This is a genomic window from Paraburkholderia sp. NMBU_R16 (genome assembly GCF_013282575.1).
Taxonomy (GTDB): domain Bacteria; phylum Pseudomonadota; class Gammaproteobacteria; order Burkholderiales; family Burkholderiaceae; genus Trinickia.
The window spans coordinates 60770-87540 of the sequence record NZ_JAAAYE010000010.1 but is presented as its reverse complement, the minus strand read 5'-3'; the positions used below and the strand labels follow the sequence as shown (position 1 = coordinate 87540).

The following is a 26771-nucleotide window of genomic DNA, read 5'->3' as shown; positions in this document are numbered from 1 at the left end:
TATGAATCTCAACGCGTCAATTCTCGGGTGGCGCCCCCTCGATCGCGTGCGCGGCAGTGTCGTCGTGCGGTTGTTCGTCATCGTATTCGTGTTCAGTTGCGTCGTCACGCTCGCGCTGACCGCCGCGCAGCTTTGCCGCGATTACCGGCTCGGTGTCGAGCGCGTGCAAGGCCGCCTCTCCGAGGCGGACCGCATCTATCGCGACAGTCTCGCAGAAGCGTTGTGGCGACTCGACCGGTCGCAACTGAACCTCGAACTCGAGGGCATGCTTAGGCTCGACGACATCAGTGCGGTCCAGGTGCGCGAGGCCGGGGCCGATCCGTTGATCGTGTCGGCCGGCCATTCCGTCGGCGCGGCGGCGACGCTTGCGCGGGACTATCCGATCTTGCGCAGGGGGCAGGATGGGGCGCAACGGCAGATCGGCACGCTGCATGTCGAGGCGACGCTCGCTGGCCTTTATCGTTCGCTCGCGCGAACGGCGGCGCTGATTCTCGTGAACCAGGCGGCCAGTACGTTTCTCGTCGCGCTTTTCATCACGTGGCTGCTCAACCGCCTCGTGACGCGACATCTGGCGGCGATCGCCCGGGCCGTTGCCCGCTACGATTATCGTGAGCTGCCGGTGCCGTTGATACTCGAGCGTGGCAAGCGCACGGTACCGGACGAACTCGACCGCGTCGTACTGGCCATCAATGCCATGGCGCTGCGGGTCTACGGCGCGTATCTCGACGAGCGCGACGCCGCGGCCGAGCGCGAGGCAAGGCACGCGGCCGAAGCTGCGAACAGCGCCAAGAGCGCGTTTCTCGCCAGCATGAGTCACGAACTGCGCACGCCGCTGAACGGCATTCTCGGCTACGCGCAGATTCTTCGCCGCGACGGCTCGCTCGGCGTGACGCAACGCGAGGCCGTCGGCGTCATTCAGCGTTGCGGCGAGCAATTGCTGGCATTGATTCACGATGTGCTCGACTTCGCGATGATCGAAGCGGGCCGCATGCGTGTGGAAGTCGCCGACGTTCCGTTGGTGGCGGCTGTCAGCGCGATCAGGGAAGTGATCGTGGTCAAGGCGGCCGACAAGGGGCTCCGATTCGTCTGCCACATCGAGCCCGATGTGCCCTTCGGTGTGCGCGCTGACGAGCGCCGTCTGCGGCAGGTGCTGTTGAACCTGTTGACGAACGCGGTCAAGTTCACCGCGCATGGGACGGTCGAGCTGCGCGTGCGGCGCGGCACCGCGGGTGGGGCCAGCTTCGAGGTGCGCGACACGGGTTGTGGCGTCGGCGCCGACGAGCTGGAGCGCATTTTCCTGCCGTTCGAGCAAGGGCGGCACAAGAGCGGCCGCGATGGCGGCATGGGGCTCGGGCTCGCGATCAGCCAGCAGTTCGTACGCGCGATGGGCGGCGAGATCGTCGCCGAGAGCGAACTCGGTCGGGGCAGTGTCTTCCGCTTCGAGCTGCCTGCCGCGATCCAGGCGGGTACGCACGCGATCGCGTGCGAGATCGAGCGGGTCGCAACCGGCTATACCGGGGCGCGCCGCACCGTGCTCGTGCTCGACGATATCGCAGTCAACCGCGCGATCGTATCCGATCTGCTCGGCAGTCTCGGCTTCGAGGTGATCGCCCTCGAGAGGGCCGCCGACGGCCTCGCCGCGCTGATGCAATCGAAAGGGCGCGGCAGCCCCGTTTCACTGGTATTGACCGATATCGTGATGCCTGGCATGAGTGGGCTCGAATTCATCGAGCGCGTGCGCGCATTGCGGGAATACCGCAGTGTGCCGATCGTGGCGCTCTCGGCCAGCTCCTCGGCCGCGGATGTCGAAAAAACGCTCGCGGCCGGTGCCAATGCGTTTTTACCGAAGCCGGTCGACTTCGAACGATTGCAGGCGGAAATGGCGGTGCTGCTGGGACTCGAGTGGACTTATTCATCGCAGCCCGCGCGGCACGCGGTTGATCTCGGGCAACTCGCGACCGTCCTGCTGCCGACGCCGCCGGCGGAGTCGATGCGCGAGCTGCATGAGCTTGCGCGCATGGGCGATATGCGGGCCGTGCGCGGCTGGGCGGACGCGCTGAGCGCGCGCGATACCCGCTACGCGCCGCTCGCTTCGGCGTTGCGCGCGCTTGCGCGCGGCTATCAATCGAAGGCGCTGCTCGCGTTCGTCGAGCGGCATCTGCACGCGGGAGGCGCGCCTTGAATCAGTTTGCCGATCTCCAGCCGCGCACCGCGACCGTGCTGATCGTCGACGATAACCCCGCCAACCTGGGCGTGGTGGTCGACGCGCTCGGCGAGCGCGGCTTTCGCGTGCTGATCGCGCTCGACAGTGCGGAAGCGATCGAGCGCGCGCGATTCTCCCAGCCCGAGCTGATCCTGCTCGATGTCAATATGCCGGGCATAAACGGCTTCGACACCTGCCGGCGATTGAAGGCGGACGCACCCACACGCGACATCCCCGTCATCTTCATGACGGTCGCCGATGGCCTGGGGGATATGGTCGAAGGCTTTCTGGCGGGCGGTGTCGACTATGTGACGAAGCCCGTGCGTATCGACGAAGTCGTCGCCCGAATGAACGTGCATCTGGCCATGCGCGAAATGCAGATGACGCTCGTCAGGCAGAATCGGCAACTGCAGGAGGAAGTGAGGGTCAGGCAGAAAGCCGAGTTCAAGCTTTCGCGCATTCGCGACGAGCTCGAATTGCGCGTGGCGCGCCGTACCGAGCAACTCGCGCGTGCAAACGACGATCTGCGCGCCGAAATCGAGGAGCGCAAGCGTGCTCAGGCGCGGCTGAAGGTCAGCGAGGCGCGCTTGCGCGAGATCGTCGAGGCAAGCCCGGTGCCGCTTTGCATCGGCTCGCTCGCCGAACCGCGCGTGTTGTATGCGAACGAGCAGTGGCGGCAATTGTTGGGCGTGAGCGAGAGCGAGCAGAGCCATGTCGACTGCAACCAGCTCTATGCCGAAGAAAGCGGTCGACGCAGAATCATCGAGCGTGCGAGGATCGGGGGGATGTCGTGCGACACCGACGTGCTTCTGCGCCGGCTCGACGGCACCACGTTCTGGGGCGCCATGACGGCCCGGCTCGCGACGTTCCAAGACGAGCCTGCGATGTATATCGGCATACGCGATATGACCGAGCGCAGGCGCATCGAGCAGGCGTTGCTCGAATCGCGCGAGCAGTTGCGTCAACTGAGCGCCTATATGGAGGCGATACGTGAAGAAGAGCGCAAGCGGATCGCACTCGAGATTCATGACGAACTCGGCCAATTGCTGACGGCTTTGAAGATGGACGTATCATTGCTCAGAATGCGATTGAGTGGGGCGCCCGATCTGCTGCAGAAGGTGAACGGCATGCGCGATCTGGTCGAGCAGACCATCCTGATGGTGCGCAATGTCGCGAATCACCTGCGGCCCGCGGCGTTGAATTTCGGTCTCGTTTCGGCGCTCGAATGGCTGGCCGACGATTTTGGCAAGCGCACGGGCATCCCGTGCCAGCTCGTCCTCAATGCCGGCGAGCCCGAGCTCGACGACGCGCATGCGACGGCGCTTTTCCGGGTCGTCCAGGAATCGATGACGAATATCGCGCGTCACGCGCGCGCCACGCGCGTCTACGTCACGATGATGCGCGACGCACGTGGGCTCGTCCTGAACGTCAGCGACAATGGCTGCGGTTTCGATCCGGCCGCCGCCGGCACGCGTGATTCCTATGGACTGCTGGGCATGAGCGAACGTGCGCGGCTGATAGGGGCTTCATTGCAGATTGACAGCGTCCCCGGTTCGGGCACAGTGGTGTCGATCAGTATTCCTGTAGAGAATGGAAGAGAAGATGATCAAGATTCTGATCGCGGATGATCATGCCGTAGTCCGCAGCGGCTTGAAACAGATCATGGCGACGGCCACAGACGTGACGGTGGTCGACGAAGCCGCGAGCGGGGCCGACGTGCTCAGTAAGCTGCGAGGCCGTGAGGTGGACTTGCTGATGCTCGACATCACGATGCCGGGTATCAGCGGCGTGGACCTGATTCGCCGAGTTCATGGCGAATATCCGGATATGCCGATTCTGATTCTGAGCATCCACAACGAAGCGCAGGTCGTCTCGAGGGCTTTGCGCGCGGGCGCGAGCGGTTACGTCACGAAGGATAGCGATCCCGAAGTGCTGCTGGCGGCGATTCGGAAGCTTGCAACAGGCGGGCGCTTCATCGATCCGACGCTCGTCGATGCGGTCGTGTTCGAACGCCATTCGAGCGACGTGCCGCCGCACGAGATCCTTTCCGATCGGGAATTCGAGGTGCTGCGTCTGCTCGCGAGCGGGCGCAGCATCAACGAGATCGCCGAGGCCTTTTCGCTGAGCGCCAAAACGATCAGCACGCATAAGCGGCGTTTGATGCAGAAACTCGGCGTGAGTAACAACGCGGAGTTGTTCCGCTATTCGATTCGTCATGGGCTCGCGGCGCAGTAACTGCGGCATCGGCGGTCGATCGATGGCCGCTGGTCACCCTCGACGCTGACTCATTCCCGTCCCGGTTTATTCGATCTGGCGCGCCGGGTTGGGCCGTCGTTCGTTTTGGCGTTCGCATCGAACCGGACGCGCCGCCCGGCCACCGTCCAACGGCGCGAATCGGCGCCGACGACGGCCGCCGTCGTTCCGGCGAACGAATCCTGCCGGTCAAGGGACGGCGCACGAAGCGTCGAATCCTGCGTGGCACCGATGCGGCGCGGTGTGGGTTGCGTCGATGCGGCTGCCCGCCTGAGCGCGCCGATCGTTCGGGGGTCGGTCGGCATGTCGGCCAACCACGCTTCGAGCCGGCTGCTTACGGGTTCCGCGTCCGCGAGCAACGTCGCTTGCGTCAGCGATGCCGACGCGAGCGGTTGCTCGCTCGACGATGTCGACGTGTCCGAGTCTTCGCCGGCGATGTGCTCTTCGCCGATGTCGACCGCCATATGAACGGCCTGAAAGTGATTGCCGAACATGACGATGCCGACGGGATCGGTTCCTAGCCGCGACGCTTGAAAGCGAACAGGACCGTCGATGCTGGGCATGATCAGTTGCAGATTCATACTGGCGCCGTAATCTCGGTTGATCCGCTGCATCAAAGCCGCAATCGCCGGCTCGTCGTCGTAGAGCATGCGGTCGCCCCGTTCGATCTCCGGATACTCGCGCGCCATCGCTTCGCGGTAACGCGATGCCTGAGCCGCGAGCAGCGGCTCTGACTGTGCATCATAGCGACCCGTCGCATGCTGAAGCAGCGAAATGATCAGGCAGTCCATCGAGGCGTGACCGCTGTTCTCCGCGGCGTGAATCCCGTGCTGCGCGAACCATCGCAGCGTCTCGTCGCGCCCCGTGCCCATCATCATGTCGCGCTGCCGTTCGAGTTCGAGCGGTTCATGGCGCTCGGCTACCGGTATCGCTGCCTGCTCGGGACGAGGCACGAACACGTTCTCCGGGCGCGCCGCGGGCATGTCCGGATGCGTGGCGCGTGCGCTGCCGCCGAGCTCCGGGATGGCGCGCAGTGCGAGCGCGGCGGCCTGCGCATCGAACGAGCCTGCCAGCCCGTGCGCATCCGCGCCGGCCGAAGCGATGAAGTCGTTCGCTGGGGGCGGCATCTCCGATTCGACTCGTTCCACAACCGTTTCGCTCGCGTGCCGCACGTCCGGCGGGGGCAGCGCCTCGGATGGCGGCGGCTGGATCGCGAGGCTCGTCAGCCGTTCGCGTACGCCGGGGCTCAGGCTTTTGCCGAGATCGGCCGCCTTGCGCGTTTTCGATAATGGAACTTGTGCCACTGCCTGAGCGATGGGCGTGGCGACGGAGATAGCAAGACTATCGGCGAGCATCGCCATTTGACGCGTTCTGAACTTTGCCTGGGTCGCAAGCGGTGCGTGTCGATAGCGCCAGTTGTAATACGAGGTCGTGCCGCTCAGCTTGCCCGAGCTGAGCTTCGCCCCGCCGACCGAAACCGTGATTTCGTCGGGGATGTCCCGCGCTGCCTCGATGCTCGCGAGCAACCGATCGAGCGACGCGTCGCTGTGTCGATCGCCTAGATCGACGAGCATGGCATTCGTGGCCGGCAAGTCGAGCTTCGTCACGACGGGTTCGCCGTCTCTTGCGAGCGTCTTGACGAGCTTGGCCATGCTGGTCTTCTGGAACCGCGCGCGTTCACCCGCGGAATAGGGCGCGGTAACGGGCGCGGTGCCTTGCGCCACTAGACGCGCGTCGTTCTGATCGCCGAACGCCGGCTTTTGACGAACCCCGTGACTGGCCAACTCGGCCTTGTGAATATTGAGCCCGAGGCTCGCCGCCGAGCCGGAGATATTGACCGCGGCGGCCAAGGCGGCCGGTCCGGCGTTCGTCACCGTATAGCGTTCGCGCTCGCCGATCGCCATTGATTTGGCGAGCTTCGTCGCATCGACCTGCTTGCGCGCGTCGGTGCTGAACAGCGCGCGGGCATCGGCGTTTTCGATGGCTGCGAGCGCCTGCGCTGCCGCTCGTAGGGTGTTGTGCTGCTGAACCGGATCGGTCTCGGCAACGGCTGCTTTCATCCGCGACTGCGCGAGTTCGAAATGAATCCAGTCACGCAGGCAGGCCTTGACCTCGGCGCGACGGCCGGCATGCAATGTCTTGCGCGCCGAGGTCCTGCGCCGCGAGTCGCGGGCGCCGGTCCGTTGCGCGTCGGTGTTGAAATCATGCAGCGACGCGATCGACTCGCTCACGCGGCCCAACAACAGCCGTCCCATGCTGTCGAAGCGCATGCGATCGGGCGTTTTCCACGCATCCGATACGGTCGACGTTTTGAATTGACTCGCGTGTGTTTGAGCGAACGCGTTTTCGAGCGCTTTCACGGCGGTTTCGTCCGTGCCCGCATTCGCGATCTCGCGACGTAGTGTCGCGTAGTCGGTCCAGTTCTTGACCGGGTCGAGATCGTTTTTCGTCGAATCGCGCCGCGCGATCTCTTCAAGTGTGGCGATAAGTTTGGCCTTGGCCTGCTTGCGCACCTGGGGATTGTTCGTGACACGTTTTTCGGCGATATAGGTGCGATAGGCTTCGGCGCGTTCGGTTTGCTGCTTGGCGGCGTTGCCGGCAAGCAGGTCCGTCGACTTGGCAAGCGCCACGATCGCGCGTTTCGCTTTGGCTTCGCCGTCCTTGCTTGGACCCGAGCCGAGTTGGTAGCCGACATAAAGCGCGGCCACGAGCGCGACAGCGCCCGCCGTCGCGCCGGCGGTGGCGGCAAACGACGAGATGACGACGGGCGTGAGGATGCCGAGCAGCGTCGCCGTATAGGTCGCCGCTCCGGACGCGACACTGACGCCGAATGCACGCTTGTTACCGTGATACTCGATCTTTGCGCTTTCGGCCGCGGTTTTGTAATCGGATTTCAGCTCCATGCGCATGCAAAACCGCGCATAAGCGACGCTGAGCGCGGTGCCGGCGGCGCGCATGTCCCGATCGGCTTGCTCGCGCTCTTGCGGCGTGGCATTCGGATTCGCCAGCCGGGTACGTGCGTCGTCGAGATCGGCTTGCGCACGCTCCATTTTCCGTACTGCGTTGCCGATTTTGCGCAGTTCCAACGCGAGGCGTGCCGATGCGCGCATGACGTTCGGACCTGTCTTCGCGCTCGGCGTCGCGTCGGCCTTGCCAAGCGGCATGATTTCCTCGGTACCCGAATTCCGGAACCGGATGTTGGCCGAATCGAATGCCAACTGCGTCGAAAGCAACGTCAACAGCAATTGCACGCCGGATAGTGCCGTCTTCGCCGGCAGATGGGCGGACGCCGCCAACTGCGCGGCGCTTACCGCCCCGTTGACGGTCGAGGAGACGGTCAGGTGCTGACGATGCAACGCACCCGTACCGGTCTTCTTGAAGCTGTCGATGACCGCGTCGGAATCGTCGAGCCCTACCGTTTGAAGGAACGTCGCAATCATCTCGCGGTAATAGTCCTCGTCCTTCGATCCCTCCGGCAACAAGCGCCGATCTCTCATCTCCGCGGGGATCGAATCCGGCCGTGCGCGCTCGAAGTTCAAGGCCGTCAAGCGAGCCAGTCCGACGATCGACGGCTGCTTGCGCTGCGCTTCGGCCCAGCGCTCGCAGATGCCAAGCGTCGTCGTCTCGTCCCAGCGCTCGACGCTGACAGCCGGTTCGAACGGAACCTTTTTCATGTCGAACAATTGTGCGAGGCGGCCCCGTACGCTGCCTCGCGCCGAGCGCGCGGCCGGTCTTTCCGGCTCTGGAGCACCGGCTTGCGGTGGCCGGACCTCCGCCGCGGGAGAGGCAGTTGGAGACGTGGCTAACGGGAGAATGCGGCTCAAGGCGGATTTCATGGTGGGCGATGCCGGCGGGAGGATTCGCAACCGATGCTAGGAAAGTGTTGTTGCAATTCCGGTAGCCGCGGCGAAACGTCGTGCCCGACAGCGAAATCGATGTTCAGCGTGCGACGTTCAACGGTGCGCGGAAATAGCGCCACCAACCCCGCGCCATGCGGACGAGCGAGGGCATGCTGCCGAACACGAACCGGGCGGCATCGATCGATGCGGCGCGCCGGCTCAGCGCACCCGAGCGGATATCGCAGCGGCACAACGCGAACGTGTAGCGCAACTGGTCGACGAGAAGATATCCGGTAGCGAGGAGCAAGGCCAATCTCAGCGTCCCTCGGCGCAGTCCCGCGCGCGCCGCGACATCGATAGCCACATCGCGATGCCCGAGTTCCTCGCGCGCATGCCAGCGCCAGAGCCTCGTTGCGTGCGATTGCCCATCGATCAGCAAGGTGCCGTGAGAGACGACCTCTTCCGAGAGTACGGCGGTCAAGTGCTCGAAAGCGGCGACGAGCGCTATCTTCATCGGAAAATCGAGCTGCTCGAGCTCAGCCGTCACGCGGTTTGCCCGATCGGCGACGGCTCGCGCGTCTGGCAGGCCCGCAATCAGCGCATCGTTATAACGTACATGCGCTTGCCGATGCACGCGCTCTTCGCGAACGAAACGCTCGACTTCGCTGCGCAGCTTGGTGTCGATAGGCGCGGAACAACGAGTACGCCATGCTTCGAGCGTGTCGATAAGAAACGCCTCGCCGGCGGGGAGGATCAACGAAAGCGCATCGAAGAACCGGCTGCGCACGAGCGTGCCGTTCCAAAACAGCGGTTTGGCACGGTGGGCGGGAGCAGTGTGAATCGACGTCATGCCCGGCGCTCCGATTGTGCGCGAATCGCCACCTTCGCGTTCGCGTTCGCGCGCGAGCCTCGATCCGTCAGCCACAACCTCGGGCCGTTCGTCAGCCAACGGCGCACGAACGCGATATAGCCGATTGGCGCGGCGGAGGGATCCGTTTCGATTCGACGCGCCAGTTCGAACCATCGCAAGGCAGGTTCGCAGTGGTGCATCCGGTGCAGCGAACGGTGCAGCAAGACCCAGCCGAGGCCGAACGGAAGCGCGATGTCGTTCGCGACCGAGCCCTGCGGGCGCCGACACGAGGCGGGAGCAATCGCCACGCCATAGTGCTCGGCCTGCGTCAAGATGAAATCGAACCATGACGACAGTGCGAGCGGAATCAGATAAGCGACAGCGACCGTGCGTGGCGCGTGGAGCAGCCCGACGGCAATCGATAGTGCAAATACGATCAGCCAGACCAAGGCTGCGTTGCGCCGGGCGCGTTTGGCCCGCGGCACCATCGACCATCCGATTCGAGTCAGATGCCAGGCGACCCAGGGCACCTCGAGCGGGGCCAACAGCCAGATCCAGCGCGTGTGCCAGCTTCGAGCATAGAGCGGCCCTTCGGGATCCGCCTCGGTGCAGGGCACGGGATGGTGTGCGAGATGAAAGTAACGGAAAGCAAAAAAGTTCTGTCCGACGAGTGCCGCGCAAGCGGTGCCAATCGCATCGCTCACATTGCGATTACCGATGAACGTCCCATGCGCGCACAGATGCTTGGCTTCTTGACATCCGGTAAGAAGGAGCGCTTGAAGCAGCATCAGCGGCGCGAGAAACCTCGGGTTGGTGCAGATCGAAATCAGAATTGTATTGATGAGAACGGACGACAAAAACAATACGCTGGGCCAATCGCTGTACACGCGCGGCTGGACGCGTCCGATCGTGGAGTTCGCGGTGGATCGAGTCATAGCAATGCGGCGAGCGGGTGGGCGATGCGTTGTATCGTAGGCAGCGCAAGCGCAGACCAAACTGGGCGCAGTATCGACAAAGGAACCGTTCCTCGCAGGAGGACCCCGTAATCGAGCGAGCGCTCATGCGGGAAATAGTCCCGCTTGATCGACACGATTCTGTCGAAGCCACGCGAGGCGTAGTAGCGCAACTGCGGATCGAGGGGCAGGCCGCGGCGCCGGGCATGGACGTAGTCTTCGACGCGCCCTTCGGGATGAGCCGCCATCCAGTCGCGCAAACCGGGCACAGGAGAGCCGAGATAGAGGTACCGCCAGCCGCGCTTGAGCGCGTAGGGCCAAAAAAATTTCAGCAATGCTTTCACACCGGCTTGATCGCGGCTCGTGAGGCTGATGCCGAAAAGCGTCGTGCTTGTGGCAGGGGACGGCAGTAACGTGCAGTCTTCCCAGGTCGTGACGCAGCGATGGAAGTCGTCGGCGACGGGCCGCATGAACAGCGAGGCGAGTAGTCGGCCGGATCGCGAGCAAAAGGCGCCGACGGCCAGATCGGGATGCGCGTCGATTCGCGCCTGGAGTCGTGCGCGCGACGCCGCCTGCACATCGGTCCACTTTTCCAGCTCCAACTCCAGGAGTGCGGGTAAGTCGCGATCGGTCAAAAAACGAGCGTACACACGCTCATCGGATAAAGGGCGAATTGCAATCTGCGAGAGAAAACGAAATATCTGATCCATAAATTTTCTTTGTAGCGAATATTCGAAAAGTTTGTACGTTTCATGCAATCGAATTAACGCTATTTCGCAGAATGTCTATGTCATGGTCGTGACAGGAAACGGTCGATGCCATGGCGAACGACGTCATGGCGCTACGACCGCGGAATGCTCGCGATGCGTTTTAGTAAGTTTTTATTCGCTAAGTTGCGCAGTCAGCCGATCAATGGGCATTGAGCGTATCGCGCGGACGGTGTATAAACATCGGTGTCATAGGAGATGCGATGACGTCCGCTGCACCGCCCCTTTCCCGCATTCACCACGTTGCGATTATTTGCTCGGACTATGAGCGTTCGAAGCGCTTTTACGCGCAGACGTTGGGTTTGCGCGTCATTCGCGAAACGTGGCGAGCGGAACGCCGTTCGTGGAAACTCGATCTCGCGGTTGGCGAGCATGGTCAGATCGAATTGTTTTCGTTTCCAGACGCTCCGCCGAGGCCGTCGTATCCTGAGGCGCGGGGATTGCGCCATCTCGCGTTTGCGACGGACGATCTCGATGCGTGCGTCTCGTCGCTCACCGCGGCGGGTGTAGCGGTGGAGCCGGTCAGGCTCGACGAGCTGACCGGCAAGCGCTTCGTGTTCTTCAGCGACCCAGACGGGTTGCCGCTCGAACTTTACGAAGCCTAGATCAGCGGTGGGCTGCCGATCGTTCGTACTCCTGCGTATCGAGCAATACACCGCCCGCGGCGGCGAAGAGCACGATCATGATCGTGCCGACGATCCACGAGAAGTACCACGCGCCATAATTGCCCACGATGACACCGATTACGATCGCCGCGACGACAGCGGCCAGCATCACGGCGAATTGCAAAAACGTCTTCATGATTACCCCATTAATAAGCGTGCGGATCGGCTTCGACACGTTCTGCCTTGACCTTGCCGCGCATGATGTAAAAAGCCCAACTGGTATAGGCGAGAATGGCCGGGACGAAAATAGCGGCCCAGCCCGCCATCCAGATCAGCGTATGTCGGCTCGACACCGAGTTCCATACCGTGAGGCTTTGCGACGGGTGGCTCGATGACGGCATGAGGAACGGAAACATGCTGACGCCGACCGTGCCGATGACGCCGATCCATGCGAGCGCGCCGCACCACCAGGCGAGTGTCGCGCGGTGCGCGCGCAGCGCGAAAAAGCCCAGCGTCATGCCGAAGTATGCGAGTGCCGGTACGAACCAAAGCGCCGGGACGGCGCGGTAGTTATCGAACCAGCCCGCGCTGACGAGGACCGCGGTTTGTTGCAGCGGGGTTTGCGCCAAGCCGGGCGCCGGCGCCTGTACGAGCCGATAGCCGTTCAGATGAATCGTCCACCATCCGCCGATCGTGAACAGCGTGAATGCGATCGCAATGCCGACCGTGGCCGCGCGGCGCGCACGTACTTGCAGCGGCCCGGGCTCCGAGCGTCCTGTGAGCATCGCGCCGCCCATATAGACGGCAAGCGAGAGCGAAAGAATGCCGCACATCACCGCGAACGGATTCAGCAGCGAGACGAAGCTGCCGGTGTAATGCGACGTGAGATCCCAGTCGAAATGAAAGGGCACGCCCCGCAGCATATTGCCGACACCAGCGCCGTAGACGATCATCGGCACCGTGCCACTCACGACGAGCGCCCAGTCCCACATGTTGCGCCAGGCCGCGGAAGGCAGTTTGCTGCGGTACTCGAAGCCGAGCGGCCGCAGGATCATCGTCCAGAGCAGCAACAGCATGACGATGTAAAGGCCCGAGAACGCAGTCGCATAGAGCAGCGGGAATGCGGCGAAAACCGCTCCGCCGCCGAGAATGAACCAGACCTGGTTGCCATCCCAGTGCGGCGCAATGATATTGAGCGCGATGCGCCGTTCAGTGTCGGTGCGCCCGACATAGCGCAACAGCGCGCCGACGCCCATGTCCATGCCCACCATGATGCCGAGCCCCATCAGCAGTACGCCGAGCACGAGCCACCAGAGCACCTTGAAGACAAGATAGAGTTCCATCTCGCAGTCCTTTTTTACAGTGCCGGCGCAGCGGTCGCGCCGGTTCGAGCCGTCGCCGGCTCCGTGATGGCGGGTGCGGTGTCGCTGCCGTGTGGCGCGTCAGGCCCTTGGCGGATCGCTCTCACCATCAGGAACGCCTCGATGACGATGAATATCGAATAGAGCAGCAAGAAGCCGGCGAGCGAAAAGATCATGTATCCGACGCTGTGACTGGACGCCGACATCCAGGTGGGTAACACCCCATAGACCGACCACGGCTGGCGTCCGACCTCGGCGGTGATCCAGCCGGTTTCGCACGCGATGAACGGAACCGGGATCATCCATGGCGCGAGCTTGAGAAACCGGCGCCGGCGATGCACATCCCCGCGCAACGACAAGATGACGGCGATCACGAAGTAGGCCAGCATCGCAAGACCGCAGGCCACCATGACGCGAAACGTCCAGAACATCAGGAATACGTTTGGCACCGTGTCTTTCGAGGCCTTCACGATATCGGCTTCGGTCGCTCGCTCGACGTCCTGGCCAGCCGCATAGCGCTTCACGAGAAACCCATAGCCGAGATCGGCCTTGTGTGCCTCGAACTGCGCGAGCGCCGCGGCGTTCGTCGGATCGGCGCTCAACACCTTCAGTGCGGCGACAGCCGGAATGCCGTTTCTGATCCGTTTCACCGCATCGGCTTCGATGCGGTCCACGCCCGGCACCGTCGTATCGAACGTGTGCGTGAGAAGCGGCGTGAGCACGTAAGGGATCTGCAGACTCCAGGCGTTGCGGCGCTCGCTGTTGAGCGGCCATGCCGCGACGTTGAAAGGCGCCGGTGCGGGCTCGGTCTGCCAGAGCGCTTCCATCGCCGCCAGCTTCGATGGCTGCGCATGGCCGCCCACGAAGCCCAGCGCATCGCCGAGCGTGATGACGCCGGCTACCGAAAGCACACCGAACAGACTGGCCATCCGAAACGAGCGCTTGGCGAGTTCCATGTGCCGGCCGCGCAGCATGTAGTAGGCGCTGATACCCGTCACGAAGATGGCGGCGGTTACATAGCCGGCAATGCTCGTATGGACGAACTTGGTTTGCGCATCTTCGCTGAAAATCAATGCGCTGAAGCTTTGCAGTTCCATGCGCATCGTCACGGGATTGAAGGCGGCCCCTTGGGGGTTTTGCATGAAACCGTTGGCCACCAGGATCCAGAGCGCCGAGAGATTCGAGCCGAGTGCGACGAGATAGGTGACGGCGAGATGCTTGCCTTTCGAAAGCCGCTCCCAGCCGAAGGCCATGAGGCCGACGAACGTCGATTCCATGAAGAACGCCATCAGTCCTTCGATGGCGAGCGGCGCGCCGAAGATATCGCCAACGAAGCCCGAGTAGAACGACCAGTTGGTGCCGAACTCGAACTCCATCGTGAGACCGGTCGCCACGCCGAGCGCGAAATTGATCAGAAAGAGCTTGCCCCAGAACTGCGTGATATCGCGATAGATCGGTTTTCCGGTGATGACATAGACGGTCTCCATGACCGCCAGAAGAAACGACAGCCCCAAGGTGAGCGGGACGAACAGAAAGTGATAGAGCGCGGTCGCGGCGAACTGGAGCCGCGAGAGCTCGACCACGGTATTGCTGATCATGTGAAGCTCCGGTAATAGGCGTTGCCGAATCGTGCGAATGGTGCGAATCGTGTGTCGGCAAAGACTGGGCACGAACGCGCGAACGCAACACGTTCGACTGTCGTTGATTTTAATTAAGCGCCGCTCGATTTCTTGCGGCATACCGTCGCAAGATCCACGCAATCATGGGCCTCAGCGCGCCTCGGCGCACCGAGCATCGTCTCGCGCGAGCGCGGTTCTGTTAAGGTGCATACCGGTTCGATTGCATCGTTCTTCGCATGGGTGCGACATCGTGCCGCGACGTTTTTATATGTTCGAGCTTCAAGAGCATGAGCCCCGATTCTCAGTTGAAAAAGACGTTGGATGCATGGCTTGCGCGGCGCGCGGATGGCATTCGTGCGCCGCTCAGGATGGCCGTCGCAATGGGACTGACGGCGGGATTCGCCGTGATCGCTCAGGCGGCGTTGTTGGCGTGGATCGTCGACGCCGTCATCCTCCGCGGCGCCGCGCTCGCGACAGTATGGCCGGCGCTGGCGGCGATACTGCCGGCGATCGGCTTGCGCTTCGTCGCCGTACAAGCGGCGCAGCGATATGCGTTCGCTGGCGCGGCGACCGTGCGCACCGCGTTGCGCGGGGAGCTCATTCGCAAGATTCAGGCGCTCGGTCCCTCATGGCTCGCGAACGAGTCGAGCGGTGCGTTATCGAGCCATCTGGTGACAGGGGTGGAAGCGCTCGAGGGCTACTATGCACGCTGGCTTCCGCAGCGCGCATTGAGCGCGCTTTTGCCGCTCGCGCTCGTCGTCGTGATATTTCCGCTCGACTGGGTATCGGGTCTCGTGCTCGTCTTGACCGCTCCGCTCATCCCGCTTTTCATGGTGATGCTCGGCAAGGATGCGGTGGCCGCGAACCAGCGCCAGTGGCGCCTGCTCGCGCGCTTGAGTGCACGCCTGCTCGACACGCTCGCGGGCCTTGCGACGCTCAAGCGTTTCAACGCCAGTCGACGTGAAGCGGAAATCGTCGCTCGCGTGTCCGAGTCGTATCGGCTCAGTACGATGCAGGTCTTGCGAGTCGCGTTTTTGTCCTCGGTGGCGCTCGAATTTCTGTCGACGGTCAGCATTGCGATCGTCGCCGTGCTGATCGGCTTCAATCTGCTCTATGCGAAGGTGCAATTCCAGCCCGTGTTCTTCGTATTGTTGCTCGCCCCCGAGTTTTATCTGCCGTTGCGTACGCTCGGCACGCACTATCATGCGCGCATGGAGGCCATTGCGGCCGCGGAGCGCATCGTCGACATCCTGAGCGCACCGTTACCTGAGCGTCCCCCTGCGCGTGCGACGCTGCAAGCTGCGCAGCCTCACCGCATTCGTTTCGAGCGCGTGTCGTTCGCGCATGCCGAAGGCCGCATCGCGCTCGATGCGCTCAGCTTCGTTGCCCAGCCCGGCGAAGTCACGGCGTTGGTCGGCCCGAGCGGAGCGGGTAAAAGCACGGTCCTCAATTTGCTGCTCGGTTTCGCGTTGCCGCAAAGCGGTTCGATTTCGATCGACGAAATGGACCTGTCGGCCATCGACGAAGCGAGCTGGCTCGCGAACGTGGCATGGGTGCCGCAGCGCGCACACCTCTTCGCGGGCACGGTGCTCGACAACCTGCGGCTCGCTTCGCCTGGCGCCTCGCTCGCGCGCGTGCGCGAGGCCGCCGAACTCGCGGACGCGCACGAATTCATCGAAGCATTACCCGCCGGGTACGACACGCCTGTCGGCGAGCGTGGCGTGGGCCTGTCCGGCGGTCAAATTCAACGCCTTGCACTCGCCCGGGCCTTTCTCAAGGATGCGCCCGTCGTACTGCTCGACGAGCCGACCGCCCATCTCGATGCGCGTACGCAGCGACGCATTCATGGGGCAATCGGTCGGCTCGCGCGTGGCCGGACGGTGCTGCTCGCAGCTCACCGGCCGGCCACTGCGCAACTGGCGACGCATATCGTCGTCATCGATCGCGGACGCGCGCTCGAGAGCGGATCGCATCGTGAATTGATGTCCCGCGACGGCCTTTATCGCCGCCTGGTGCGAGCCTACGACACGCACGATGCGCATGCAGATGCGGTTTGCGGAGCTTTATCGTGAGCGCCTCGCCGGGACCCGATCGGCTGAAGCATTCCCGCGTGCGTCTTGCACACGAGGCTCGCGCCGATTTCATCCGCCTCGTTCTGCTGTTTCGTCCGTACTGGAAGCGGATGGCGCTCGGTGCAGCCGTCTCGCTCGCGACACTGCTTGCCAATGTCACCCTCATGGCGCTCTCGGGTTGGTTCATCGCCTCGATGGCGCTCGCGGGTATCGCGCGGACGGCTTTCGACTACTTCACCCCCGCGGCGGCGATCCGCGCCTGCGCGATCGTTCGTACGCTTGGCCGTTACATCGAACGGCTCGTCACCCACGATGCGACTTTGCGGCTGCTGGCCCAGCTGCGCGTCTGGTTCTACTCGCGTATCGAGCCTCTTGCGCCGGCGCGCCTGGTCGATCTGCGCAGCGCCGATCTCCTGAGCCGCATTCAGTCCGATATCGATAGTCTCGATCACGTTTATCTGCGGGTTCTGCTGCCGATTATCGTAGGCGCCGTCGGTGCATCGATCCTGATCGCCGCCACGGCTGTTTTCAGCCTGCCGGCGGCACTCGTGCTGTTCGTTTGCCTGCTGCTTGCCGGCGTGGTGCTGCCGGCCTGTCTGCTCGCCCGCGCGAACGAGCCTTCGCGTGCATGCGTGACGCTGCGCGCGCAAATGCGCGAGGCGGTCGTCGACACCATGCAGGGTTTGGCCGAACTGCGTGTCTACGGCGGTGAGGCATGCTATGCGCAGCGCATCGACGCGCTATCGGCGGAACTCGTCACCAGGCAGGCCGCCGTGAACCGGCTCGATGCACTTTCGCAAGCGACGCTCATCGTAGCCGCATCGTTGGCGATGTGGGCGACGCTCGTGCTCGTCGTTCCGTCGGTGAGTCGCGGCGCCTTGCCGCCCGCCGATCTCGCGATGTTGGCGCTGCTTGTATTGGCCGCCTTCGAAGCGGCGATGCCGTTGCCGCTCGCCATGCAGATGCTCGGCCAGAGTCTCGCGGCCGCCCGGCGCATTTTTGCGCTCGTCGATGCGGCGCCTGCCGTGGCCGACCCCGCCGAGCCGCACCTGCCGCGCGGCGCGGCGCTCGCGTTCGACGGCGTCTTCATGCGATATCGGGAAGGCGACGATTGGGCGTTGCGCAATGTGTCGTTCGAGTTGCCCGAGTGCGGTCGCCTCGCGGTGGTCGGCGCAAGCGGCGCGGGAAAATCGAGCCTGGTCAACGTGCTGCTACGCTTTTGGGACTATCAGGCCGGTAGCATCCGGCTTGGCGATCGCGAGTTGCGCGAGTGCGCGGGCGAATCCGTGCGCGCACGCATTGCCGTCGTCTCGCAAGACACTTATCTATTCAACGCAACCATTCGCGACAACCTGCTGATCGCGCGGCCCGACGCCGATCAAGCGGCGTTGGAGGCGGCATGCCGCAGCGCGCAGCTGCACGATTTCATCACGGACCTGCCGCAAGGCTACGACACGCAGATTGGCGAGGCAGGCGCACGGTTGTCCGGTGGGCAGGCACGTCGTCTGGCGATTGCGCGCGCGCTGTTGCTCGACGCGCCGATTCTCGTTCTCGACGAACCGACGGAAGGGCTCGACAGCATCACGGAGCAGGCACTGCTGCATACCGTCATGGCCGTGATGCAAGGACGCAGCGTGCTGTTGATCACGCACCGGCTGTCGGCGCTGACCGAGCTCGTCGACGAAGTCCTCGTCATGGACGCCGGCAGCATTGTCGAACGCGGTGCGCCGGGCAGGCTGGCCCGCGCGGAGGGGCCGTTTTCCGGGCTGTGGCGATGCGATTCGCGTGAATGGGTCGAGGCGCCTGCGGGACGCGGACGATGAAGTTCGTCTGTGTGGATCGCGGTTCGTCTTCGTACCGATCCGCGCCGACGGCATCGGGCATCGTACGGGCTCGCACAATACCGCTGACGATGCCTGGAGGTTTTCATGGTTTCGGCTTCCGACGGTGTACGTCCGCCAGGCGGGCCGCACCGCCCAAACGACGATAGCCCCGGTGGGTCCCAGCAGGACGCGACGCTGCCGCTTCGGCCATCGCCCCGGTCGCCCGGCCGATTCGCCGAGCTGGCTCCGGCGCCCAGGGGGACTGCTACTGGAGGCGTTCCCCTTCCTGTGCGGAGGCCCCCCGGGGCGATCGCCTTTTCGTACGATGGCCTAACCCAAGCCACTCGCAGCCAGCGGAAGTTCCTTCAAGATATCGGCAGCGCCCCGCGCGCCTCGGAAGTCGTACGTAGCTTGTTCGCGCAATCGCATGTATCGCCCGAAGCGATGCAAGGTTTTGCCGAAGCCTATGCAAACGAGGTTGGAAAAGAGTGCGGTCAGGCCATCGCGCGTGGTCGTTATGCCACTTTAGCTGAGCTGGCCGAATCGTCCGGCCTCAACGAGAGTCTCGATGTTCGCTATGGAGTCCTGAACGTCAGCCTCGATTTCGATGACGAGTCGGACGCCTACGTGAAGGAGTGTAGTGCCCGGCTCGAGAATCGTTCGCAGTTCGTCGTCGGCCATGGCAATGGAGCCCATCAAACGGCTCACCAGATTCCTATCGATATGGATCGCCGCGATGAGGTGCTGGCCCGATGCAAGGACATCGTTCGGCGCGCGGGCATTACTGAGTTCGTCGCACGGGGCGTGCAGCACCGTATCAATGAAGAGGGCATGGTGGAAATCTTCTATGGCGCAACCAAGGCTGAACGCCGGCAGTGGGTCGCCGCCGCCAACCCATTTATCGTCGGGCTCAAGGACTTTGCCGTCATGTTCGTCACCACTCCGCCTGGGCGCATCATCGACGATGCGTTCATCGATGCGCAATTCGCGGCAGGCAATCTCGATGTGCTGTTCAATCTCTATTACGTGGGGTTCGCGGAAATTCCGGACGTGAACGAAGGCGGCATTGGCATGCCGGCCAACAGCGGGAGCCGCTTCAATCCACATTCGACGTACGGCAAGCTGTGGGAACCGCCGTCGAATACCCGGGCGGCGGAGCATCATCTGCGGCGTGTGAAGCTGCCCCCGCCGGAGGAGGGCGGGGGCACGGTCAAGTACGTGTCGATCTACGAAATGGGGCCGAACGGTACCGTCATCGGCGAGCCGCTTTTGCGGATCGAGTTGCCACGCGCGTAGGGCCGCAAGGCCGGCATTCGATCGTCAACCCGCCGCTGCCTTGGCAGTGTCGCCGGCCTCTGCGCCACGCTGCACCATGACCCGGTTGCGCCCGGCCACCTTCGCCTCGTAGAGCATCTGATCGGCGTGCTTGAGGAGCCCCTCGAGCTCAGTGGCCGCTCCCGTGGCGACGGCAATGCCGAAGCTCGCGGTCAGTTGACAGGACGTACCTGAATCGGTATCCACGGCGGCCCGGGCGATAGCCTGCCGCATGCGTTCGGCAATCTGGCGGGCGGCCTCGGCGCTCGGCACGCGCGTCATCGCGGCAAACTCCTCGCCGCCGATGCGCGCGACGATATCCGAACGCGCGAAGTGACTCTGGCAGAGTTGGGCGACCCTGCGCAGCGCTTCGTCGCCGACGACATGACCGTAGGTGTCGTTGACGCGCTTGAAGTAGTCGATATCGAACATGATCAGCGCGATGCGCGACGAAGGATCGTAGGGCTGCCGGCATAACGCGCCGGCACGCCCTTCGAAGGCGCGCCGGTTCAAAAGCCGCGTGAGCGGGTCGGTCTCGGCCATCGTCGCCAACTCGTCGATCAGCCGTGCGCGGTCCGTTTCGAGCCGGGCACGTTCGATACCGTTCTCTTTCAGGACGCGCAGCGCATCGAACATCACGCGGATATCGTCCCGGCTGAACGAACACGGTACCGGATGATCGAAATTTCCCGCCGCGATGGCCTGGATGGCCGCGGTGGCCTCTGCAAAAGGGCTGACCACGTCACGCCTGAAGCCGACGATGAGCAAGCCGAGCGCAATCAGCAACAGCGCTTCGCCGCCGGCCGTGGTAACCGCGGCCACCAGCGCGGCGTGGCGGTTGCGCTGTACTTCCGATGCCGCCTTCTCGAGGACTGCGTCGCGAAACCCGACGATCGGTCTCATCGTGGGTACATACTCCTCGGCGAAGCGGCCCGTGGAGATGCCCGCACCGATCGGGCGATCGGCAAGCGCCTGAACGGAGGCGACATAGCGCAAGCCGTCGCCGAAATACCGGGTGTTGACGGCGGCGAATGCTTCCGCGCTCAGCAACGGATGCTCGACCATGCGCGCATCGATGAGCGCGCGTACCTGATCGATGCGGCCGTGCGTTTGCGCGATCGCGAGCTTTTCCTCGATCGTCAACTGACGCCGCATGGCCAGCGCGCTCGTGAAGCGCGAGCCGAGCCGGCCCGCATGTTCGCGTAGGTCGGCGGCCAGCCGCGCGATGATGAGGCAATTGAAGGTGTTGGGATCGCCGCGCGCAACCGCCGAGGTCTGTGAGACCGTCACGGGACCGAAGCCGTCGACGATCGAGAACATGCGATGAAGGGCGTTCTCCAGCGCGCGGTCGTCGCGCGCCGCCCGCGGCATGGCCGCAAGGCGATCCACCTGAACGCGTGCTGCCGACAGCTCGCCTCTCAGCCGACGTACGATCGCGTAATCGTCCGAGCAGGTGGCGCACTGGTCCGGGCTCAGCGTATCGAGCAGGCGATTGAGCCGCTCGTCGCTTTCGATGCGCGCACGCTTGAGCAAAACCGCGCGTGTAGCTGGGATGGGCAGATCTTCGCCGAGCACGCCGTTCATCGGACCGCGCTCGGCGGAGATCTTCTCCATTGCGATCAGCGTGGCGTCGAACGACTGAAAACGATGCACCGCCGCGTCCGCGTCTTCAAATGCCATCCATTCATGCTTGAGCAGCAAATAGGACAGCAAGAGAACGGGCACGAGTGCGCAGGCGACGCCGATATTGAAGCGCCGGCCCATTGGCATCCGGGAATGTAGTTTGTCTTTCATGACGCGTCATGCCGGCCACGCGTGAGCGTGGCGGGCGGGGCCTAGCTCCCGATACGAATCGAAACCGGTCGGCACGCGTCATTAGCGGCCGTTCGCCGTTCGCCGAAAGGGCGTATCTGGCTATCGGCAGGCGAGGCGCCAATCTTTATAGCGGATTGCGGCAAGCGGGCATGCGTAGGTGAAAACACGTAGACCCCGCTTATCGCAAAAAGCGGGGCGGGGGCCGGGGCTCGCCGCGGTGAACGCTCGCCCCCGGCCGATTCTCCTGTCAATGTAGCGTGCCAAAGACCACGTTTGCGCCTTCCGCAGGGGTCAGGCCAAAGCGAAAGAATCCTTCCAGACGTTCGGCCATCTCGTTGTCGAGCTCATAGGGGGGTTCCACATAGCCGCTTTTCACTGCCGATTGATACCAGTCGGTGATCCACTGGCGCAGTTCGCGCTCCTCGGGCGGCAATTCCCAAGCGTCGTAGCTGCTGCTGGCGTAGGACGTGTTCATGTCGTGGCTCCCATTTCCGTTCGAGTGGTAGTGCGGCGCGCGGAGTGGCCCCGCGCGGGCGGCGCCATCGACAGAAATCGATTTTGCCGCTCGAGAACCATGCTACGCGTATGCGCTCGGTTGTTCGATAGGCGCAGGCGGATTGTCGAGTAAGGATAGGTTGCGCATGGTGTAGGGATTTTCTGGCATCGCGTTCAGGCGTGAGGTCACAAATTCGTGCAAATCGCATAAACGGCGTGGTTCGGACGCGGGAAATCGTCCGTTTCCGCAGAATCCGCTCCTGCTATCGCGAATTTGCGAATGGGGCGGCGAGGTGGGTAAGCGAGGCGGTGACCGGGTAGGGAATGCGAGCCCCGCCTCGATCTATCGAGCGGTACGACGAAGCGCTCGAGTGCTTCGCAGGCTGAGTCCGCGCGCTCAGTTCGAGGCGAAGCTCTGCGCGAGCCATTCGCGCATCATCGCATAGGACCGTGCCGCGACTTTCGCGTCATAGCGGCACATTCCCGTAGGGCTCGTTGCCTCGGTTTCGGTAAAGCAGTGAACGGCATGGCCGATCTCGACAAACTGCCAATCGGCCGGGCTTTGCTTCATCGCTTCGACGAATTTGGGGGCGTCCGGCATGGTGAACGCATCATCGGCTCCGTTCATGGCGAGCACGCGTGCCTTGATGTTTCGGGCGAGGGCCGGGTTGTCGGTGCTCAGATCGCCATGAAACGCGACCACGGCCTTCGCGGGGGCGCCGCTGCGCGCGAGATCGAGCACGACCGCGCCGCCGAAGCAAAAGCCGATGGCGGCGAGGCGTGCGCGATCGATCGGAGCCCCGGCCGCGGCGGCCTCGAGCTGTTCGAATGCTTTGTAGACGCGTTTGCGCATCATGGCCCGGTCCTTGTAGAGCGGCGTGACTGCTGTCTTGGCCTCTTCGTCCCCTTTCGGGCGTGTTCCCTTGCCGTACATGTCGGTGAGCAGAATGACGTAGTCCTTGCCGGCGATCTTCTTGGCCTTTTCGATGGCGATATCGTTGAGCCCGAACCAATTGGGCACCATGACGAGGCCCGGGCGCCTGGCCGTCGATTCGTCGTCATAGACGAGCCGGCTATCGAACGTCGTACCGTCGAGCGTCCATTCGACGGGTTTGACGACCATTTTCGCCAACACCGGCGAAGCGATGAGGGCTGTCAGCAGCATCGGGACGAGGCGCAGCAGTCGCATGTCAGTATCCTTTCGGCCCTTTCGACGAACAGGTGGAATGCTTCGATAAGAAGCCTCCATTCTAGGGGGAGTGAATAGACCCTTGCAGCATCGGCGCGCGTTGGGCGCCGGCCGCTACATGAAGCCGTAGTCCTCCTCTCGCGACATGTACGTTTTCGCGATTTTCGACGCGTTTGGCCCACGGTGCCGCCGGTATCGTTTCCGGGCGTCCAGGCCGCGGTTCGGGCCGCATCGTTACGCGGTCGACATTGTCAGGCCGGACCCCGAGCAAGCGTTCGAACCTGCTATTGCACGAGGGCTTCATGACGAGCGGTCTGGATCTTCCATTGTGCTTTTCAGCGTCCCCGGGCTTTCGACCAGGCACGCCCGAACCCACGGGCGTGAGCCCGCGCGACGGTACGGCGTTCGTGTCGGGATTCGATGACACGGCGCTGCCCGGACTAAGCGTGGCGCTCATGTTCGAGCTTTGTCTTCGCTACGGCGTCGAGCCTCTCGTTCGGTCCCATTCTCCGTCATTCAGTGCGGCGCAAAAGCAGCGCATCGTCGCGCCGGCCCAAGTGCAAAAGACCGTGACGGTGCGCTTGGGCGAGGCGACGCTGCTGTGCACAGCCATCGGCGATCCATTGCTGAGCCGGGATCTCATGCGCGAGGTGGCCGAACGGTTGGGGCTCGCTCGTGCCAGCGTCAAACGGCTGCATATCAATCCGCCCGGCTGCGATCCTTTGATCGAGTTCGGGATGGCGCCCGGCATGGTGTCGCCGTGGTTGCGTCCGGGGCGGCCGACCTCGGTGCGCGCCGTCGTGCTGACCGGGGAGGCGGCGCCCGCCGCGACGGACGAGACTGCAGTGGCGCTTTCGTTGTCGTTGCGGCAAAGCCTTTTCGTTCCTGCGCGTATCGTGCCCGCGATGCTGCGAGACTATGCGGCGCGGGCCTATCCGCAAGTGGCATGGATCGATCTTCGGCGCGCAACGGCGGTGCCGTGAGGCGATCGGCGTCACGGCCACCTGGCCGACGGCATCGCGGGTACCATCGTGCGCTTGCGGGTCGAGCGCGGGGGGCCGCAGCGACGACTTCCGGGAAGTGAGGCACAGGTCTTGCGCGGCAGTAAGCAACCCAACCTATCCATGGGAGAACTGCCATGCCTGAGAAGAAAACCCTCTCGCGTGCCCGTGCCGACAAGCGTGCGGGCAAAGCGCCGAGCACGCAGGCCGGCGAATTCGTGAAGGAAGAGATCGATCATGTGCGCGCCGGCAAGCATGGCGTGAAGTCGACGAAGCAAGCGGTGGCGATTGGACTGTCGAAGGCCCGCAGGGCGGGCGTGGACTTGAAGCCGCCGAAGAAGGGGGCGACCAGCGAGTCTACGCGCAAGAAGGCCGAGAAGGACCGCGAGGCGGGGCAAATCCCGGCCGCGGCGCGCAAGTCGGCCAGCAAGGAGACTACTGCCAAGCGTTCCCGCACGACGACGGCCGTGCTCAAACACGAGGGTAAAAAGAGCGCATCGCGCGGTGCACTTTCGGCGCAGGCCAAGTCCGCAGCGGCGAAGCGCCCGGCGGCGAGCCGATCCGCCGCGGCCAAGAAGGCGTCCCATACCAAGGGTGCGGCCGTGCGTTCGGCTGCGGCCAAGAAGGCCGCCGCCACCAAGGGCGCGGCTGGCCGCAAAGCTGCGGCGAAAAAGGCCGCGCACACGCGCGCGGCACGCGCGCATCATTGAGCCTTCATCGGTAACGGGGAATGGTCATGAGTCGCGATACTGCCTATTCGAAAACGCCGCCGACGCGCGACGAAGTCGACGCTTTCGTCGGTCCGACCGTCCTGGAATTCGGCACGGACTGGTGCGGCTACTGCGAGCGGGCGCAGCCGCTGATTGCCCAGTCGCTCCGACCGCGCGCGCAGGTGCGCCATTTGAAGATCGAGGACGGCCCGGGCCGGCCGCTCGGCCGTTCATTCAAGGTGAAGCTCTGGCCCACGCTGATTTTCCTGCGTGACGGTGCGGAGGTCGCGCGCGTCGTGCGCCCGTCGGATGCCAGCGTCATCGAGGAAGCCGCTGCGCAAATCGATTGACGGCTTGTTGCGCGTGCTCGACGGCCACGTTGTCGAGCCGAACCGATGTCTGCGTCCAGAGGCGTGGACACCGGCGTTCACGCCGAGGCCTGAATCGCGTGGCGTGCGCCTTCGCGAAGGACCGACAGCGCTCGAACTAGCGCATCCCGCAAGACGCGGTTGCCTGCGAGCGCTTCGGGAAACACCTCTCGGATGCCGAGCAAGCCGTCGGCGAGCGCCTCGGGGGTATCTGCCGCGGCCAGTGCGGCGTGCGTCAGCCGGGCGGCGAGCGGATCGCTGATCTCATACGGCGCGCCATCGTCGGCTCGGCCCCGCAGGAACCGCATCCATGCCGCAACGGCAAGCGCGAGCCGCGGGAACGGTTGGCCGGCGGCCAGGCGCTCGGCGATGGGCCCAAGCAGGCGGGGCGGGATCTTCTGGCTGCCGTCCATCGCGATCTGTGCGCAGCGGTGCTTGAGAGCCGGGTTCGCATAACGTTGAAGCAATGCGTCGCGATAAGCGTGCAGATCGAGCGACGGCGCACCGCTCAGCGTCGGCGCGATTTCCTCGGTCATCATGGCGTGGATCAATTGGCGTATCGGTTTCTCGCCGATCGCGGCATCGACCGTTTCGATGCCCGCGAGCATCGAGAGATAGGCGATCGTCGAATGCGTGCCGTTGAGCATGCGCAGCTTCGCGAGCTCGAACGGCGTCACGTCCTCCACCATTTGTACGCCCGCTTTCTCCCATGCGGGGCGCCCCCCCGGGAAACGGTCTTCGACCACCCATTGCCGAAACGGCTCGCAAGGCACCGGCATCAGATCCGTATAGCCGAGCGCCGCCGATGCCGATTCGCGATCCGCCTCGGTCGTTGCCGGTACGATCCGGTCGACCATCGTCGAGGGAAACGCTACGTTTTCGACGATCCAGTCCGCCATCGACGGATCCAGTGCGCGGGCGTAGGAGGCGACGACTTGGCGCGTCGCTGCGCCGTTGTGCGCGAGGTTGTCGCAACACAGCACCGTGAACGGATCGGCCATGCGGCGGCGCAGCGCGGCCACGAGTATGCCGGGAACCGTCGACGGCGCGTCCGGGTGCGCCAAGTCATGGGCAATGTCAGGGTGCCCCGGATCGACATCGCCCGTTTCAGGGTCCCGGCAGTAACCTTTTTCGGTCACCGTCAGCGACACGATGCGCACACGGGGATCGGCGAGCCGCTCGAATAGCGGCGCGCGATCGTCGGGCAGCGCGAGCACTTCGCGAACGATGCGCGCAACCGTGACGCGTTCTCCATCGCGACCGCGCTCGACGATGCTATAGAGCCCGTGCTGCGCGGCGAGCGCATCGCGTTTGCCCGTATCCGCTTTCAATGTGACGCCGCAAATGCCCCAGTCTCCACCTGCTGCCGCAACGGCCTGCTCCGTATAGAGCGCCTGATGGGCACGATGAAAGTTGCCGATGCCCAAATGCACGATACCGATATCGGGCTCGCGCCAGCCCGGCGATAGCAAGTGCGCTGTCAGCTTGGGCAGCGCGTGACGAGTCAGACGAGGAGCAGGGGTCATAGGGCGAA

Annotated in this window: 21 protein-coding genes; 10 read left to right on the top strand and 11 right to left on the bottom strand. The window is 63.9% G+C overall.

The window, feature by feature from the left end; translation table 11 throughout:
* Window position 1: 1 nt before the first annotated feature.
* From GWC77_RS07310 to GWC77_RS07300, 3 genes are read left to right on the top strand one after another with little or no spacing between them, the layout of a single operon-like run.
* Window positions 2-2182, top strand: coding sequence for an ATP-binding protein (locus tag GWC77_RS07310; RefSeq protein ID WP_173256232.1), 2181 nt, complete (start codon window positions 2-4; stop codon window positions 2180-2182).
* Window positions 2179-3831: a response regulator gene (locus GWC77_RS07305; RefSeq protein ID WP_173256231.1), complete on the top strand. Its 1653-nt coding sequence runs from the start codon at window positions 2179-2181 to the stop codon at window positions 3829-3831. The genes GWC77_RS07310 and GWC77_RS07305 overlap by 4 nt, the downstream gene beginning before the upstream one ends.
* Window positions 3806-4438 (top strand): response regulator transcription factor, encoded by a 633-nt coding sequence (locus tag GWC77_RS07300; RefSeq protein WP_173256230.1) that lies wholly within the window; start codon window positions 3806-3808, stop codon window positions 4436-4438. The genes GWC77_RS07305 and GWC77_RS07300 overlap by 26 nt, the downstream gene beginning before the upstream one ends.
* Before the next feature lie 50 nt (window positions 4439-4488).
* On the opposite strand, the gene GWC77_RS07295 is transcribed toward GWC77_RS07300, so the two are convergent.
* The 4 genes from GWC77_RS07295 to GWC77_RS07280 form a co-directional block, all read right to left on the bottom strand.
* A complete protein-coding gene (locus tag GWC77_RS07295) occupies window positions 4489-8130 on the bottom strand; it encodes a type III effector protein (RefSeq protein WP_173256229.1) in 3642 nt (1213 codons plus the stop codon).
* A gap of 265 nt (window positions 8131-8395) precedes the next feature.
* The gene (locus GWC77_RS07290; RefSeq protein ID WP_173256228.1) at window positions 8396-9145 is read right to left on the bottom strand and encodes a metal-dependent hydrolase; all 750 of its coding nucleotides are present in this window, start codon (window positions 9143-9145) and stop codon (window positions 8396-8398) included.
* Window positions 9142-10080 carry a fatty acid desaturase gene (locus tag GWC77_RS07285; protein ID WP_173256227.1) on the bottom strand — a complete coding sequence of 313 codons (939 nt, stop codon included), beginning with the start codon at window positions 10078-10080 and terminating at the stop codon, window positions 9142-9144. The genes GWC77_RS07290 and GWC77_RS07285 overlap by 4 nt, the downstream gene beginning before the upstream one ends.
* Entirely contained in the window at window positions 10077-10748 is a 672-nt protein-coding gene (locus GWC77_RS07280; RefSeq protein WP_367949011.1) for a hypothetical protein, read from the bottom strand. Before GWC77_RS07280 ends, GWC77_RS07285 begins: the two co-directional genes overlap by 4 nt.
* Window positions 10749-11068: 320 nt before the next feature.
* On the opposite strand from GWC77_RS07280, the gene GWC77_RS07275 reads away from it, so the two are divergent.
* Window positions 11069-11470, top strand: coding sequence for a VOC family protein (locus GWC77_RS07275; protein ID WP_173256226.1), 402 nt, complete (start codon window positions 11069-11071; stop codon window positions 11468-11470).
* A gap of 1 nt (window position 11471) precedes the next feature.
* Here GWC77_RS07275 and GWC77_RS07270 read toward each other — a convergent pair whose 3' ends face one another.
* From GWC77_RS07270 to GWC77_RS07260, 3 genes are read right to left on the bottom strand one after another with little or no spacing between them, the layout of a single operon-like run.
* Window positions 11472-11666, bottom strand: a complete 195-nt coding sequence (locus GWC77_RS07270; RefSeq protein ID WP_173256225.1) for a hypothetical protein — start codon at window positions 11664-11666, stop codon at window positions 11472-11474.
* Between the two features lie 10 nt (window positions 11667-11676).
* A complete protein-coding gene (gene cydB, locus GWC77_RS07265; protein WP_173256224.1) occupies window positions 11677-12813 on the bottom strand; it encodes a cytochrome d ubiquinol oxidase subunit II in 1137 nt (378 codons plus the stop codon).
* A 14-nt stretch (window positions 12814-12827) separates the two neighbouring features.
* A complete protein-coding gene (locus tag GWC77_RS07260) occupies window positions 12828-14429 on the bottom strand; it encodes a cytochrome ubiquinol oxidase subunit I (protein ID WP_173256223.1) in 1602 nt (533 codons plus the stop codon).
* A 308-nt stretch (window positions 14430-14737) separates the two neighbouring features.
* Here GWC77_RS07260 and cydD point away from each other — a divergent pair, with 308 nt between their 5' ends.
* The 3 genes from cydD to GWC77_RS07245 all read left to right on the top strand — a co-directional run bounded on the left by cydD (window position 14738) and on the right by GWC77_RS07245 (window position 19641).
* Window positions 14738-16522, top strand: coding sequence for a thiol reductant ABC exporter subunit CydD (cydD, locus tag GWC77_RS07255; RefSeq protein WP_173256222.1), 1785 nt, complete (start codon window positions 14738-14740; stop codon window positions 16520-16522).
* On the top strand, window positions 16519-18345 hold the full coding sequence (gene cydC, locus GWC77_RS07250) for a thiol reductant ABC exporter subunit CydC (protein ID WP_367949010.1): 1827 nt from the start codon (window positions 16519-16521) through the stop codon (window positions 18343-18345). Before cydD ends, cydC begins: the two co-directional genes overlap by 4 nt.
* Window positions 18346-18756: 411 nt before the next feature.
* Entirely contained in the window at window positions 18757-19641 is an 885-nt protein-coding gene (locus tag GWC77_RS07245) for a hypothetical protein (protein ID WP_173256221.1), read from the top strand.
* A 24-nt stretch (window positions 19642-19665) separates the two neighbouring features.
* Here the strand turns inward: GWC77_RS07245 and GWC77_RS07240 are convergent, their stop codons facing one another.
* The 3 genes from GWC77_RS07240 to GWC77_RS07230 form a co-directional block, all read right to left on the bottom strand.
* Window positions 19666-21453, bottom strand: coding sequence for a diguanylate cyclase (locus tag GWC77_RS07240; protein WP_254366856.1), 1788 nt, complete (start codon window positions 21451-21453; stop codon window positions 19666-19668).
* A gap of 268 nt (window positions 21454-21721) precedes the next feature.
* On the bottom strand, window positions 21722-21949 hold the full coding sequence (locus GWC77_RS07235) for a hypothetical protein (RefSeq protein ID WP_173256220.1): 228 nt from the start codon (window positions 21947-21949) through the stop codon (window positions 21722-21724).
* A gap of 417 nt (window positions 21950-22366) precedes the next feature.
* Window positions 22367-23158 carry a dienelactone hydrolase family protein gene (locus tag GWC77_RS07230; protein WP_173256219.1) on the bottom strand — a complete coding sequence of 264 codons (792 nt, stop codon included), beginning with the start codon at window positions 23156-23158 and terminating at the stop codon, window positions 22367-22369.
* 302 nt (window positions 23159-23460) lie between these two features.
* Between GWC77_RS07230 and GWC77_RS07225 the strand changes: the two genes are divergently transcribed.
* The 3 genes from GWC77_RS07225 to GWC77_RS07215 all read left to right on the top strand — a co-directional run bounded on the left by GWC77_RS07225 (window position 23461) and on the right by GWC77_RS07215 (window position 25219).
* Entirely contained in the window at window positions 23461-24141 is a 681-nt protein-coding gene (locus GWC77_RS07225) for a hypothetical protein (RefSeq protein WP_173256218.1), read from the top strand.
* A 155-nt stretch (window positions 24142-24296) separates the two neighbouring features.
* The gene (locus tag GWC77_RS07220; protein WP_173256217.1) at window positions 24297-24869 is read left to right on the top strand and encodes a DUF6496 domain-containing protein; all 573 of its coding nucleotides are present in this window, start codon (window positions 24297-24299) and stop codon (window positions 24867-24869) included.
* A 26-nt stretch (window positions 24870-24895) separates the two neighbouring features.
* Window positions 24896-25219, top strand: coding sequence for a thioredoxin family protein (locus GWC77_RS07215; RefSeq protein WP_173256216.1), 324 nt, complete (start codon window positions 24896-24898; stop codon window positions 25217-25219).
* 77 nt (window positions 25220-25296) lie between these two features.
* Here GWC77_RS07215 and GWC77_RS07210 read toward each other — a convergent pair whose 3' ends face one another.
* Window positions 25297-26763, bottom strand: coding sequence for a mannitol dehydrogenase family protein (locus GWC77_RS07210; RefSeq protein WP_173256215.1), 1467 nt, complete (start codon window positions 26761-26763; stop codon window positions 25297-25299).
* Window positions 26764-26771: the final 8 nt, after the last annotated feature.

What these genes read in the sequence shown, in the direction of transcription:
- GWC77_RS07300 (WP_173256230.1), top strand. Translation starts at nt 3,806, where the DNA reads ATGATCAAGATTCTGATCGCGGATGATCATGCCGTAGTCCGCAGCGGC.
- GWC77_RS07285 (WP_173256227.1), bottom strand. Translation starts at nt 10,080, where the DNA reads ATGACTCGATCCACCGCGAACTCCACGATCGGACGCGTCCAGCCGCGC.
- GWC77_RS07270 (WP_173256225.1), bottom strand. Translation starts at nt 11,666, where the DNA reads ATGAAGACGTTTTTGCAATTCGCCGTGATGCTGGCCGCTGTCGTCGCG.
- cydB (WP_173256224.1), bottom strand. Translation starts at nt 12,813, where the DNA reads ATGGAACTCTATCTTGTCTTCAAGGTGCTCTGGTGGCTCGTGCTCGGC.
- GWC77_RS07225 (WP_173256218.1), top strand. Translation starts at nt 23,461, where the DNA reads ATGACGAGCGGTCTGGATCTTCCATTGTGCTTTTCAGCGTCCCCGGGC.
- GWC77_RS07275 (WP_173256226.1), top strand. Translation starts at nt 11,069, where the DNA reads ATGACGTCCGCTGCACCGCCCCTTTCCCGCATTCACCACGTTGCGATT.
- GWC77_RS07295 (WP_173256229.1), bottom strand. Translation starts at nt 8,130, where the DNA reads ATGAAAAAGGTTCCGTTCGAACCGGCTGTCAGCGTCGAGCGCTGGGAC.
- GWC77_RS07290 (WP_173256228.1), bottom strand. Translation starts at nt 9,145, where the DNA reads ATGACGTCGATTCACACTGCTCCCGCCCACCGTGCCAAACCGCTGTTT.
- GWC77_RS07260 (WP_173256223.1), bottom strand. Translation starts at nt 14,429, where the DNA reads ATGATCAGCAATACCGTGGTCGAGCTCTCGCGGCTCCAGTTCGCCGCG.
- GWC77_RS07230 (WP_173256219.1), bottom strand. Translation starts at nt 23,158, where the DNA reads ATGCGACTGCTGCGCCTCGTCCCGATGCTGCTGACAGCCCTCATCGCT.
- GWC77_RS07235 (WP_173256220.1), bottom strand. Translation starts at nt 21,949, where the DNA reads ATGAACACGTCCTACGCCAGCAGCAGCTACGACGCTTGGGAATTGCCG.
- cydD (WP_173256222.1), top strand. Translation starts at nt 14,738, where the DNA reads ATGAGCCCCGATTCTCAGTTGAAAAAGACGTTGGATGCATGGCTTGCG.
- GWC77_RS07215 (WP_173256216.1), top strand. Translation starts at nt 24,896, where the DNA reads ATGAGTCGCGATACTGCCTATTCGAAAACGCCGCCGACGCGCGACGAA.
- GWC77_RS07210 (WP_173256215.1), bottom strand. Translation starts at nt 26,763, where the DNA reads ATGACCCCTGCTCCTCGTCTGACTCGTCACGCGCTGCCCAAGCTGACA.
- GWC77_RS07220 (WP_173256217.1), top strand. Translation starts at nt 24,297, where the DNA reads ATGCCTGAGAAGAAAACCCTCTCGCGTGCCCGTGCCGACAAGCGTGCG.
- GWC77_RS07240 (WP_254366856.1), bottom strand. Translation starts at nt 21,453, where the DNA reads ATGAAAGACAAACTACATTCCCGGATGCCAATGGGCCGGCGCTTCAAT.
- GWC77_RS07310 (WP_173256232.1), top strand. Translation starts at nt 2, where the DNA reads ATGAATCTCAACGCGTCAATTCTCGGGTGGCGCCCCCTCGATCGCGTG.